This is a genomic window from Azospirillum sp. (assembly GCF_050789165.1).
This window is the reverse complement of sequence record NZ_JBOZRT010000084.1, coordinates 1-12,250: the sequence shown is the minus strand read 5'-3', so window position 1 is coordinate 12,250 and position 12,250 is coordinate 1. Positions and strand designations below refer to the sequence as shown.

The 12,250-nt window shown below is 71.2% G+C and carries 11 protein-coding genes; 5 read left to right on the top strand and 6 right to left on the bottom strand.

All coding sequences use genetic code 11. The features are described 5' to 3' along the window. Together ACRWK7_RS18670 and ACRWK7_RS18665 are read right to left on the bottom strand one after the other, a co-directional pair. Positions 1–510: DMT family transporter (locus tag ACRWK7_RS18670; protein ID WP_431857791.1), on the bottom strand; the 510-nt coding region annotated here is incomplete at its 3' end. Between the two features lie 8 nt (positions 511–518). Continuing rightward, positions 519–1,418: a recombinase family protein gene (locus ACRWK7_RS18665; RefSeq protein ID WP_431857790.1), complete on the bottom strand. Its 900-nt coding sequence runs from the start codon at positions 1,416–1,418 to the stop codon at positions 519–521. Positions 1,419–2,464: 1,046 nt separating this feature from the next. Between ACRWK7_RS18665 and ACRWK7_RS18660 the strand changes: the two genes are divergently transcribed. The 3 genes from ACRWK7_RS18660 (at position 2,465) to ACRWK7_RS18650 (ending at position 5,733) form a co-directional block, all read left to right on the top strand. Further along, positions 2,465–3,322 (top strand): replication protein RepA, encoded by an 858-nt coding sequence (locus ACRWK7_RS18660; RefSeq protein ID WP_431857789.1) that lies wholly within the window; start codon positions 2,465–2,467, stop codon positions 3,320–3,322. Positions 3,323–3,791: 469 nt separating this feature from the next. Then, entirely contained in the window at positions 3,792–4,811 is a 1,020-nt protein-coding gene (locus ACRWK7_RS18655) for an AAA family ATPase (RefSeq protein WP_431857788.1), read from the top strand. After that, positions 4,801–5,733, top strand: coding sequence for a ParB/RepB/Spo0J family partition protein (locus ACRWK7_RS18650; RefSeq protein WP_431857787.1), 933 nt, complete (start codon positions 4,801–4,803; stop codon positions 5,731–5,733). Before ACRWK7_RS18655 ends, ACRWK7_RS18650 begins: the two co-directional genes overlap by 11 nt. 158 nt (positions 5,734–5,891) lie before the next feature. Here the strand turns inward: ACRWK7_RS18650 and ACRWK7_RS18645 are convergent, their stop codons facing one another. The 4 genes from ACRWK7_RS18645 to ACRWK7_RS18630 form a co-directional block, all read right to left on the bottom strand. After that, positions 5,892–7,199, bottom strand: coding sequence for a type II toxin-antitoxin system HipA family toxin (locus ACRWK7_RS18645; RefSeq protein ID WP_431857786.1), 1,308 nt, complete (start codon positions 7,197–7,199; stop codon positions 5,892–5,894). Continuing rightward, positions 7,196–7,480 (bottom strand): helix-turn-helix transcriptional regulator, encoded by a 285-nt coding sequence (locus ACRWK7_RS18640; RefSeq protein ID WP_431857785.1) that lies wholly within the window; start codon positions 7,478–7,480, stop codon positions 7,196–7,198. The genes ACRWK7_RS18645 and ACRWK7_RS18640 overlap by 4 nt, the downstream gene beginning before the upstream one ends. A gap of 531 nt (positions 7,481–8,011) precedes the next feature. Beyond that, positions 8,012–8,425, bottom strand: a complete 414-nt coding sequence (locus ACRWK7_RS18635; RefSeq protein WP_431857784.1) for a MucR family transcriptional regulator — start codon at positions 8,423–8,425, stop codon at positions 8,012–8,014. A gap of 287 nt (positions 8,426–8,712) precedes the next feature. Continuing rightward, positions 8,713–8,910, bottom strand: a complete 198-nt coding sequence (locus tag ACRWK7_RS18630; protein ID WP_431857783.1) for a hypothetical protein — start codon at positions 8,908–8,910, stop codon at positions 8,713–8,715. A gap of 652 nt (positions 8,911–9,562) precedes the next feature. Between ACRWK7_RS18630 and ACRWK7_RS18625 the strand changes: the two genes are divergently transcribed. Then, on the top strand, positions 9,563–11,335 hold the full coding sequence (locus tag ACRWK7_RS18625) for a ParB/RepB/Spo0J family partition protein (RefSeq protein ID WP_431857782.1): 1,773 nt from the start codon (positions 9,563–9,565) through the stop codon (positions 11,333–11,335). A 356-nt stretch (positions 11,336–11,691) separates the two neighbouring features. Beyond that, positions 11,692–12,250 (top strand): recombinase family protein (locus ACRWK7_RS18620; protein WP_431857781.1); only part of this gene is annotated, 559 nt, incomplete at its 3' end.

Genomic DNA, 12,250 nt, shown 5'->3' with positions numbered 1-12,250 from the left:
CATCACGATGGTGCCGAGCGCCCAGGAGACCGCCGCGGTCAGCATCAACGCCGGCCCAACGAACGCCGACGGTGGCGCCGAGAGCGCCTCCGGCCCCAGCAGCACGAGAAGGCCGCCGAGCCCGCAGACCAGACCGACGATCTGACGCGGCTTCGGCCGCTCCGACAGGAACAGCATCGCGAACAGGGTCGCCCACGCCGGCATGGTGAAGGCGATGACCGCCGCCTGCGAGGTCGCCATGAGCTGTTGCCCAAACGCGGTGCAGAGGTTGAAGACCAACACGTTCAGCAGCCCCGCCAGCAACAGCGCCGGGATTTCACCCCTGTCCACCGCCAGGCGGTGCCGCATCAGGCGCGCCATCCCCAGCATGAGAAGGGCGCCCGAGGTGAAGCCGATCGCGCGCAAGCTCAGGGGCGGCATCTGGGTCAGGATCGTCTTTACCGCCGGCCAGTTCAGCCCCCAGAACAGGCTGATCGCCGCGATGAGCGCGTACTTTGCCGGGCCGGGCACACCGTGCCTCATGACACGGCCGGCGGCGTGACGAGGCCGAACCGTTCGGCGCGGTCGAGCAGCGCCTTCACCGACGACGCCGACCAGCTGGTGCCGCCGCGCGGGGTGCGGACGCGCATTTCCTCCAGGCGCGCGGCGATGGCGCGCAGGCTGAGGGCGGGGTCGGCGCCCTTGATGCCGGCGATCACCAGCAGGATGTCGTCCTTCGGCGGCTTGCGCGGCGCCGGTTCGATCAGCGTCCGCTCGGCCAAGCCCTCGGCCACGAGCCGGTGCACCGCTCGCGACAGCCGGTCCGCCGTCCACGGCCGGTCGGGCGAACCGAGCCGGCCCAGGGCCCTGGCCACCTTGCCCCAGGCGTTCGCCGGGCGCAGGGCGCGGACCTTCGGCATCCAGGCCTCCATGGTGGACAGCAGTTCGGCCAGGTACTGCCGGTCGCGGATCTCCGCCAGCTGTCGGATGGCGTCGGGATCGCGTGCGCGCAGGCGCGGGTTGCCCCCCACCCTGCCCCGCGCCTTGGCCGCCCGCAGCCCGGCCTTGGTGCGCTCGCGGATCAGCGCGCGCTCAAGCTCGGCGGCGGCGCCGAGGACCTGGAGGGCGAACTTGCCCTGCGGGGTGGAGGTGTCGATCGGGTCGCGCAGCGACTTGAAGTGGGCGCCGCGCCCCTCCAGCCCCTCGATGACCTCCAGCAGGTGCGAGAGCGAGCGCGCCAAACGGTCGATGCGCGCGACCACCAAGATGTCGCCGCGCTTCACCTGGGCGACGGCTTTGGCCAGCTCCGGCCGCGCCCGGCTGGCGCCGGACGCCTTCTCCTCGAAGATGGTCGTGCAGCCGGCCGCCCTCAGCTCGTCGAGCTGGCTGAAGGTGGCCTGGTCCTCGGTGGAGACGCGCGCGTAGCCGATGAGCGTCATGGGATGCCGTTCGGAGGGTTCGAAGCACCCCTTTGTACACTCTGTTCAGTTCTGTGAAAACGATCGTTTGGCGACACTGTACAGCCATTCCCGCCCCATCGGTGACCGGCGGTTGCCGACCAGCGGAAAAGCGCGGCCACCGGAGACGGCGCCGCGCGGCGACGCCGGCGCGCTTGGTGGACGGCACCTTCAGCCCATGCTGCGCCAAGCCCTGAGCGCCCATTCCACCATTCCAGCCGCCATTCTCCCAGCTCGCGCCCGGCGACAGAAGGCCTTCGGAGCGCTCCGACCGACGCGGCAAGCCCAGCCGGCCTCACGCATCACATCCACGTACATCTATGTCGCTTTAGCCACAATCACTGTTTTATCAGCGGCTTTTGCGTTCAACCGAGCCACGCCGGAGGGAAGACGACGAGCGGCGACATCGCGCGTCTCAGGCGCGCCACGCTGCCGGATCCAGCCGCCCCGACACACTCCCGCCGCTGAGCCGCGATGACCTCGATCCGGTGGGCCATGCCGCGCGCTCTCTTCGGCGCCCCACCGTGCTTGATACGGCATTGGCGCGGACCTCCCCCGCCGCGCCGTCATCCGAGCAGCCCCCGCACCGGGACCGGAGGGCGGAGATGCGGCATACCGAAGTGCCGACTCGGGAATGCCTACCGAAATGCCGACACCGCACCACGGCGCCGGCGAGCGCCGCTGACCTGCCCTTCAGGCGCCCCGCCCTCCCGTTCTTCCCCGCTGCAACGACGGAACGGACGGCCACTGCGATTCGGATCCGGAGCGGCCCGATTCGCACCCGCGCAGGGTCGAAAGCGGAGCCTGCACGTTGAAACCGGCTGCGTTATCCATTGGCAGTTCGGTATGCGTCACCTCCGCCGACTCGCGAGTCGCATGGGTTATCCGCCGGCACTTCGGTAGACCATAACAAATAGAAACAATCAAATATCTTCCGATAGGCCCTGCATACCGAAGTGCCGTGTTGAACTTTCTATGCCCTTCCACATTATTCGCCACAGCAGTGCTTTGTTGCACGGGAGAAGGACATGGGCGAGATCCACCAGCTGGTCACCACGCACGGCCGTGACCGTGCCAAGGATCTCGTCTCCGCGGAAGAGCGCCATCACGTCGACCTCGCTGTCCAGGTCATGGGCGAGGAGGAGCACACACAGCGCGTTTATCTGTACTCCGGCTTCGCCATGACCAACCTGCCGCACCGGCGGCTCAAGCACGACAACGACGCGTGGGAGCGCCAGAACGGGCGCTTCACGCTGCTGGTCGAGCCCGGCCGCCTGATCGGCCGCGACGGAAAGCCGATCCGCGACGGCGACGGAAAGCCCAAGGTCATCGGCATTCCCTACGGGCCGCGCGCCCGCCTCATCCTGATCTACCTTCAATCGGAAGCCGTCCGCACACAGTCGCCCGACGTGAAGATCGGCTCCTCGATGGCCGACTGGATGGAGAAGATGGGCGTCTCCAACGGCGGGACCAGCTACACCGCCGTCGGCGAGCAGGCCATGCGCCTGAGCGCCTGCCGCCTCACCGTCGGCTGGACCGAGGACGACCAGGGCCGGTCGGGCTTCGAGCGGGCCAGCATCGTGTCGGCGATGATGTTCACCGCGCCCAGCACCGATCCCCGCCAGGGAAGCCTGTGGGACGAGACGGCCCGGCTGTCCGGCGAGTTCTTCCAGGCCCTGGTCGACCACCCGATGCCGGTCAGCGAGGCGGCCATCAAGGCGATCAAGTCCAGCAGCCTGTCGCTGGACGTCTACGTCTGGCTCTGCTACCGGCTGCGCAGCATCTCCAAGCCGACCACCATCAGCTGGGAGGCGCTGCGCTCTCAGTTCGGTCCGCAGGTCCAGCAGATGTTCAAGTTCCGCCAGGGTTTCCTGCCCGCCCTCTAGGAAGCGACCGCGGTGTATCCGGACGCCAACGTGGAGATCGACCCGAAGGGCGCCGGCCTGATCCTGAAACCGAGCCGTCCGGCCGTGCCGGAAGCCGAAACCAGACGCCGCATCGTCAGCCGCCCGTTCTGACGGCGCGCCCGCCACCGACACACCGGACGCGCCGCCTTCGGGCGGCGTTTTCCGTTTCCGCGCCGGCACGCCCGACTCGGCACTTCGGTAGGCATCGCCGCCGTGACGCCCGCCAACCGCTGGGCGCGCTGCACCGTCCGAGGCCTGTTCAGGGCCGGCACTTCGGTATGCCCGTCATCGGGACGGTTCATCGCGCGCATCGGCGACCGGCACTTCGGTATGGCGGCGGCGCGGTCGTCGGAGGTGGGAGGCGCAACACGCATCTCGGATTGACGTGTTGCGTCTCCCCCTGTACCCCTAAAGGCGACGTGGGAGCGTGGTCGGGCAAGGAGGATCGATGCAGGCGGACGACTTGAAGAGCTTTCGGGAGCGGCGGGGCTTGAGCCAAGCCGACTTCGCGGCGTGGCTCAACGACCGGCTCGGGCGCAAGTACGACCGCCAGAGGATCAGCCGCTGGGAAACCGGCGGCGAGAAGATCCCAACGGCGGTGGCGCGGCTTCTCCTCGACGAGGTCGTCGCGGCGCCCACGGAGCGGCACGGGCCGGCGCTCGTGTCGTCGGTCAGCCTGCAGAAGGGCGGCGTGGGCAAGACCACCACCAGCGTGAACGCCGCGAGCATCCTGGCGCTGGAGGGCTACCGGGTCCTGCTGATCGACGCCGACCCGCAGGCGAGCGCCACCCTGCATCTCGGCTTCGACCCCATCGGCCTCCAGGCGAGCGGGCGGACCATCGACAACGCCTTCCGCGACGGGGTGCCGATCGCGGACGTCATCGTCACGGTCGAGCACAGCGGGCTCGACCTCGTGCCGTCGTCGATCCGCCTGTCGAAGACGGAAGCCGAACTCATGTCACGACCCGCCAGCAACTTCATCCTCAAGAAGCTGATGATGGCGGTGCGCTCCGACTACGACTTCGTCTTCATCGACACCCCGCCCCACCTCTCGCAGATGACCCTGAACGCGCTCACCGCGGCGGACACCGTGCTCATCCCCTGCCAGACCGAGGTCCTTGCGGTGGCCGGCGTCGAATACCTGCTCGACACGATCAACGAGATCCGGGAGCTATGCCACCCCACCCTCCAGGTGCTCGGGATCCTGCCGACCATGTACAACAGCCGCCTGACCCAGGACCGGGAGTCGCTGCGCGAGATGCACGAGCGCTACGCGGCCAGCCTGCGCGTCTTCGAACCGGTGCCGCGGGCGACGGTGTACGGGCAGTCGGTGGCCGCCGGGCGCGCCGCCGTCGAGGCGATCCCGGACGCGGCGGGCGCCGGCGCGTTCCGCGCCGTCGTGGACGCGCTCGTCACCGAGCGGACCCGGCGCTTCGGGTCGACCCAGGAGGTTGCCCATGTCGCGTAAGCTGGCACGCACCAACCCGGGCATGGCGGCGCTGCGCGCGGCCCCCCGGCAGATCGACGCCAGCGGCAGCCTGCCCATCGCGCGCTCCGGGCACACGGGACGGATGGCCGAAATCTCGGTCGACCTGATCGGCGACAACCCGCACCAGCCGCGCCGGCATTTCGACGAGGCCGAGGCGCTGGCGCTGCGGGAGTCGATCGAGCGCTATGGCCTTCTCGAACCCATCGGCGTGGCGGCGCAGGACGACGGCTCGTACCGGCTGGTGTTCGGCGAACGCCGCCTGCGCGCCGTCCGCGCCCTCGGTCACGGCACCATCGCGGCCGTGCTCATCGGCCCCGACGTTCCGGCCGACGAGGTGTCCATCATCGAGAACCTGCAGCGCGTCGACCTGACCCCCTTCGAGGCGGCCGACGCGATGGCCGGCCTGATGGAGCGGCGCCGCTGCTCGCAGGCGGAGGTCGCGCGCCTGCTTGGGCTCGACAAGGCCGAGGTGTCGCGCACCCTGGGGCTTCTGCGGCTGCCGCACGCCGTGCGCGAAGAGTACCCCCTCTACCGGCCCCCGATGTCGGCGCTCCGGCAGATCGCGCGGGCGGACACCGAGGCCGAGCAGCTCCGCCTCTGGAAGGCCTACAAGGCCGTCGAAGACCGCGGCGGCGATCCCGCCACCGTCCCGGCCAAAGCGGTTCCGCCGCGCAGCGCGGAGCCGGACAGCGAACCGGCGGCGCGGGCGGCGAACGAGCCGCCGGAAGTGGCCCTGTCGGCGCTGTCGAAGCGGGTGGCCCGGCATCTGTTTTCGGTGCGCAACGCCCTTCAGGCGTTGCGCGACACGCCCAACGCCCAGGCTTTGGCCGAAACCGACCGTGACATGCTGCACGACATGCGCGAGGCGATCGACGCGATCCTGCGCCGCCAGTCCGACTGAGCGTCGCCGGGGCTGGGCGTGGCGTTGAAATTTTCAACGCCACGCGCCGCACCGCCCGTGGCCGTATCGAGCGAACGGGCGCTCGTGCGGGAACTCCCCATGCGCTTTGATCCGTCGGCGGCGGGCTCCCGGGGCCGCTGCCGCGCCGGGCGCGCGGATCACGGGGACGGCGCGTCCCTCGCCTCCGGATCGGGCTCCTCGGCAGGGCCGTCCGTCTGGGCCAAGTTGAGGAGCACGGCTCGGCAGCGCGCGTCTATCGCGGCGGCGAACGCGGGCAGCATCGGGTGGTCGCCCGCGGGCATCGCCCGGACCGTCTCGACGGCCTGCGGCAGCTCGCGGCGCGTCCGCTCGGCCAGGGCGGCGATCCGGGTGAGGATCATCGTGCGGTTGAAGCCGCAGTCGTCGGCCATCCGCTGCCAGTGTCGGCCCTTGATGTGGTCGCCGCGGACCTTTCCGGCGATGGCCTGCGACAGGTTCTGCGTGATGGTGTCCCACGCCGCCGCGCACATCAGGTCGTAGAGCGGCGCCAGCGCCGCCCCGCGCCCGGTGAGCAGGACGCTGTAGTTTTTGGCGTGGGCGTCGGTGTTGCAGATCAGCACGTTGAACACCACGGCGTCGAGCAGGCGCGTGCGGTCGGCCGCGGTCAGGTGCGCGTCCGCCACGGCGAACAGGTCGGCGAGGCGCGGCCCCTTGATGCCCGTGCGGTTGCGCTCGTACTTCGCCCCCGGCGGCTTGCCGAGCGCCTGGCAGAAGTCCTCCTGGTGGAGGCGCAGCCAGCGCCCGTCCCGCTGCACCCGGTCGTAGCGGGTCACCAGCAGGTAGCTCCGCCCGCCGGCCCGGCCGGTGGTCACCGCGGCGGCCTTCAGGCCGCACCGCGCGGCGAGCGTCGCGCACAGCGCTTCGTTCGGCACGCTGCCCCACAGGCGCTGGCGGGCGTCGGGCTTCAGGATGTGGGTGGACGGCGCCCCATTGACGGGGATTCCCAGCCGCCCGTCCGGGAGCAGCGCCACGGGCAGCTTCTCCTGGACGCCGGCCAGCGACATGGACACGCCGTCCTCGCCGGCCAGAAAGGGCTTGGCCGGAAGCTCCTCGATGATCCGCTCCAGGTCGGCCTCCCCCTCGATCGGACGATAGCCGGACGCCGCCCCCGGCCGGAGCTGCCCGATGGCCAGCGCGCCCGCCGTGTCGCCGCCGATCCGCTCCAGGATGCCGATCACGTCCTGGGGGGCCACGCCGAGCGTCCGGCCGACGGCCAGGAGGGCGGCGTCCTCGGGCAGCAGGTTGGCGAGCCACGGCATGAGGACGTCCGGCCCGAAGGGGCCGCGGTCGAGTGGCATCGTCAGCGACACCGGAAACGCTCCCCGCGTCCGGCGCCAGCGGGGGTCGTAGGCGAAGGACGGCCCGTCCGCGCCGAGCGCCACCGTGCCGACGGGAAGGTGCTCGTAGAAAACCGGAAGCGTGCTCACGCCGGATCTCCAAGATCGGGAAGGTCGGGGTAGGCGTCGGCGTGGCCGGCGCCGCCCGGCGGGCTGGTCGCCGGGGAGGCGTCCATCAGCCGGATGCCGAGCCCGCGGGCGACGGCCAGCGCCTTGCCGAGCTGGCAGGTTGGCTTGCCGCCCTCCAGCTCGACGATGAAGCGCTCGCCGACGTTCACCGCCAGGGCGAGGTCGCGCTGGGTCATGCCGAGGGCTTGGCGGCGTGCGCGAACGAGGCTGCCGAAGCGGGCCGGCGTATCGACGATGTCCATAGCGCCCCACATTCTTCCCGCTCGGGATGATGTGGCAGGTGCAGGGGTGTGTCAAGGGGGATGGCTTCCCGCTCGGGAAGAACGTGCGTCGCTTGGACAGCCGAGGCGTTCCGGCTTTCCGCTCGGGGCGATGTGGCTGTCTGTGCGCACACGGGACAACACGGACCATAGCACCCCACTTGGGCGGGTTGGGGTGGACGAGCGGCGACGTCGGGATGGAGCGCCGTGAAAGGCCCCCGATCCGGTGACCAGCGCGCGGACGCGCGCTCCGGCCGGCGGTGGGGCCTGGAACCGCTGGTCGGGGAGGCGTCTGGGCGAACCGACGATGCAGACGGAGCCGGTGCCCGGTCCTGTTCGAGAGAAGATCTTGCGGCGCCGGCCCTTCGCTTGGGGCATTCGTCGATGCCACCACGCCGGGCGCGTTGAAATTTTCAACGGGTGGGGACAGGACCGAGCCCGGCCGTTGTCCGGCTGTCTGCGCGCGCACTGACGCATGGTGCCGGAAGGCGGTGTTCCGCGCCTTTCCGTCCCCTACGCCTTGCGCCGTCGCCCGCCCTTCTTGCCGAAGCCCGCGGCCTTGGCGAGCCTGGAGCGCTCCGCCGCGACGTCCGGCGCGGTCATGGGATAGTCCGCGGGCAGCCTCCAGCGGGCGCGGTATTCCTCGGTGCTCAGCCCATGCGCGCCGGCGAGATGCCGACGCAACGTCCTCTGCGCCTTGTCGCACTCCAGGCAGACGATCGCCTCCCGGCTGACCGAGCGCCGGATCGGCACGGCGGGCTGGCGCGATGGGGGCTGCACCGCGGCGGACGCGGCGCCGTCGAGGGCCAGCAGCGCGCTCCGCACCGCGCCGATCAGCGGAGCGAGGTCGGCGACGGGAAGCGCGTGACCATGAAGGTAGGCGGTCACCACGCGCGTTGTCAGCGCCGCCACATCGTTGTCGCTCATCGTTTCTCTCCGGCGGCTCTTTTCCCGCGCACCCGCAGCGATAGCCCAGCATTCCGGGCGCGGCAAGCCTCCGCGTCGTACCGCGCCGGGGAGGCGGGTCCAGAAGCGTGGATCGCGCAACGCCGCAAGGCCGATCAGCAGCGGCGGCGCGCCGGGCGCGCCATCGGGAACGAGGCGCGCGGGCGGCGGGAGGCCGCGCCGCTCGTCCAGGGCGGCGATCACAGAGACGGTGCGCGTGGCTCCGGCCTTTTGGAACCGCTCCCCGGGGACGATGCCGGCAGCGCGCGTCATCGGCCGTGTTCGACGCCGTCGAGGTCCGCCAGGACGTGGGCGTAGTCTTGCGGATCGAGCTGGCGCGGGTCGGCCGCCATGGCGCGCAACGCCCGCCAGTCGGCGTCGGTGAAACGCGCCGCGGGGAACGTGCCGCCGTCGTCGGCGATGGACACCAGCCCGCGCTCCAGCATCGAGCGCACCGCGGCCGGCATCTTGACCTGCCCCTTGGACGGCCCGGTCGCCCACCGCTTCAGCCCGATGCCTCGGTGAGCGGGCGGGCGGCGTTCCAGCGGACCATGAATTCGCGGCGGATCAGCTCGCGCTCGGGCGGCGTGAACAGGGTGGGCGGGTCGGACATGGGGGCTCCCTGGGGACGGTGCCGCACCGGGTAGCGCAACCCGGCGCGCTGGGGAAGGGCCGGCGCTCGGGAGGGCGGATGCCGATCCGGTACCCGGAGGTGAGCGGAAGGGAGGTCCGTGCGGGATTGGAGGGGGAAATGCCTTCCCCCTGGACCGAGCCGGCCGCAGCCGTCTCGGCCACACCCCCGTCGAGCGGGGGCCAGCCCCCGCAACGCCCCCGAAGGTGCTTTGGAAGGCCTCGCGGCCTTGGTGTTCCGAATCGGCGTGGGACCCGGGCCCACGCCGATCCCGTGCGGGGGAAAGAGGATGTCCCCCTCTCTCCCCCGCGAGGGCCGCCTGTTGCCGGGCAGGGCCGCCGGTTCAGGGCACGGCACGTGCCCCTCGCCGTGGCAGCCCGGCCCGGCGCGCCGGCCCTCGCCCCCCACTCACCCACCGCTCGCGCGGCCCCGGGAAGCAGCAGCGGCTTGCTGCTGCTTCGCAGCTTCACAGAGAGTGGAAAGAGACCATGAGCACCCAGCTCGTTCCCCTGTCCCAGCTTCTCCCGCCCACCGCCAACCCGCGCCGGCGCATCGCCCCTGCCGCCATCGAGGGGCTGGCGTCCTCCATCCGCACCGACGGCGTGCTCCAGAACCTCGTGGTGACGTGCCTCAAGGGCGACCGCTTCCGCGTCGTCACCGGCGAGCGCCGCTACCGGGCCTTGAAGCTGCTGGAAAGCCGCGGCGAGGTCGCGTCCGATCACCGGGTGCCGGTCGAGGTGCGCCATGGCCTGAAGCCCGTCGACGCCCAGCGGATCGCCCTGGTGGAGAACGTGCAGCGCGGGGCGCTGGACGCCATCGACGAGGCGGACGGCATCGCGGCGCTGCTTCAGAAGGGCGCCACGCTGGACGACGTGGTGGCGCAGACGGGGCTCAGCACCACCACCGTGAAACGCCGGCTGGCGCTGGCCGGGCTGTGCGCCGAGGCGAAGCGGGCGGTGCGCGACGGCACCATCGGGCTCGGCATCGCCGAGGCGCTGACGCTCGGCACGCACGAGCAGCAGCGGCGCATCCTCGCCGACATCGACAGCGGCGCCTGGATTGAGGCGGACGACGTGCGCGCCCGGCTGATCGAGGAAAAGCCGTCCGTCGCCATGGCGGTGTTCCCGCTGGCGCGCTACGGCGGCACCTTCACCGCCGACCTGTTCGCCGAAGCCGAAGCCACCTACTTCGACGACGCCGACCAGTTCCACGCCTTGCAGCGGCAGGCCGTCGAGCTGATGGCGGCGTCGCGGGCGGCGAGCGCCGCCTTCGTGGACGTGTTCGACACGCACAGGGCGCCGTGGTGGCACTACCGCGCGGCGCAGGAGGGGGAGAGCGGCGGCGTGGTCATCAACCTGACCCCTTCCGGCCGGGTCGAGGTGCGCGAGCGCCTGGTGCGCCACGAGGTGCAGCCCACCGTTATGGTCGAGACGCGGGAGAGCCCGTTGGCGGTGCAGCGGGAGCGGCCGGAGTTTCCGGTGTGGCTGGTGCGCCACATGACCGCGCACAAGACGCTGGCGGTGCAGAAGCTGCTGATCGCCGCCCGGCGCACGGCCAGGGAGGTGGCGGTGGTGCTGCTGATGCGGGGCGCCGATGGCCATCACGGCCGGGTGTCGCTGGAAGCGCATCCCGCGCTCGTCCTGTGCGCGGGCGAGGACGGCCGGCCGCGCAGCTGGGACGCCCTCGAGGCGGCGGCGGCCCGCTTCGAGCGCCTGCTCGGCCTGGAGCCGGCCGGGGAGGACGAGCCCGCGTACGGGCCGCGCAGCCGGGGTGCGTGGGAGCGGCTGGTGGGCGCTCCCAAGGACGGCGCCGCGCTGTACGAGCGAGTGAAGCGGCTGGGCGACGAGGACCTGGATGCCCTGCACCTGTTCCTGACCATCCTCGCGTTCGGCCAGGGCGACATGGAGGCCATCGACCATGGCGACAGCCTGTTCAACCGGGTGGCGCGCGACCTCGGGGCCGACATGCGCGACTGGTGGCGGCCGGACGCGGCGTTCCTCGGCGGGCGCACCCGCGACCAGCTCGGCGCCATCGCGGTGGAGAGTGGCGCCAGCGTCTCCATGGCGCGGCTGTCGGACTACCGGAAGGCCGATCTGGTCGCCGCGCTGGCGGCGCACTTCGCGCGCACGGCCGAGACCGGGGACGGCGCGCCGGAGGGGCAGGTGAAGGGCCGGGACTGGCTGCCCGACGCCATGCGCTTCGGGGCCGGGCCGGACGCCGGAGACGAACCGGACGCGGCGCTGCCGGCCGCCGCGGAGTAGGACCGGACCGGGCCGCCTTTCCTCGGGAGGGCGGCCCTTCGGGCCGGAAATACCCGCGCCGGCCGCTGTGGGCGGCCGGCGGATGCCCCCCGTCCAACGGTGGCGATGCCTCCGATACGAAGCACGGCGGCGGGTTGGACCAGGCGCCGGCCTTGCGAACAGGTTGGGCTATGCCGCTGGCTGGCCGTGACACCGTTTTCCAGCCGATGGGGCAGGCGGAAACGCCGGCTAACAGCGGAGCGAAACAGCCCGTATCTGGCACGAGGAAGCCGCTGACGTCCGTGCCAGTGGTCGAGTGGGCCCCGACTGTGCCAAAATAAGTGACAAAACCGGCGTGCCATTTGCGGATGCGGATCATGGGTTCTGACACTTTTCCGCCTATCCTGATTGGGTATGCGCGCGTATCGACTTCCGATCAGACGGTGAACCCCCACGTCGACGAACTGGTGCGTGCCGGTGTCGACTCGGAGCGGATCTACACCGACGTCGCGAGCGGTGCGAAGGCGGAGCGGCCAGGGTTGATAGCCTGTATGCGCGCCCTGCAGCCGGGCAATGTCCTGGTCGTCGTCAAGCTCGACCGCTTGGCGCGGTCGGTCGCCCACTTGGTGGAGTTGGGGCAGGAACTGGAGCGGCGTCGGGTCGCGCTGCGCGTCCTGAACCTCGGCATCGATACCGCGACCCCGGTGGGGCGGCTCATGTTCACCATTGTGGCGGGCATAGCGGAGTTCGAGCTCGACCTGATTCGGGAGCGTACCCGGGCTGGCCTTGCCGCTGCTCGTGCCCGTGGCCGACCGGGTGGGCGCAAGCCGGCACTGACCGGCGTTCGGCTGGACACGGCGCGGACGCTCTGGGCTGATCCCTCCATCTCGGTCGAGGATATTGCCGCCCAGTACAAGGTGTCGCGGCGCACTCTGT

Coding starts and splice junctions, on each gene's coding strand:
- ACRWK7_RS18640 (WP_431857785.1), bottom strand. CDS start 7,480: ATGGACATCGTCGATACGCCGGCCCGCTTCGGCAGCCTCGTTCGCGCA.
- ACRWK7_RS18655 (WP_431857788.1), top strand. CDS start 3,792: ATGCAGGCGGACGACTTGAAGAGCTTTCGGGAGCGGCGGGGCTTGAGC.
- ACRWK7_RS18650 (WP_431857787.1), top strand. CDS start 4,801: ATGTCGCGTAAGCTGGCACGCACCAACCCGGGCATGGCGGCGCTGCGC.
- ACRWK7_RS18630 (WP_431857783.1), bottom strand. CDS start 8,910: ATGCCGGCCGCGGTGCGCTCGATGCTGGAGCGCGGGCTGGTGTCCATC.
- ACRWK7_RS18625 (WP_431857782.1), top strand. CDS start 9,563: ATGAGCACCCAGCTCGTTCCCCTGTCCCAGCTTCTCCCGCCCACCGCC.
- ACRWK7_RS18635 (WP_431857784.1), bottom strand. CDS start 8,425: ATGAGCGACAACGATGTGGCGGCGCTGACAACGCGCGTGGTGACCGCC.
- ACRWK7_RS18660 (WP_431857789.1), top strand. CDS start 2,465: ATGGGCGAGATCCACCAGCTGGTCACCACGCACGGCCGTGACCGTGCC.
- ACRWK7_RS18665 (WP_431857790.1), bottom strand. CDS start 1,418: ATGACGCTCATCGGCTACGCGCGCGTCTCCACCGAGGACCAGGCCACC.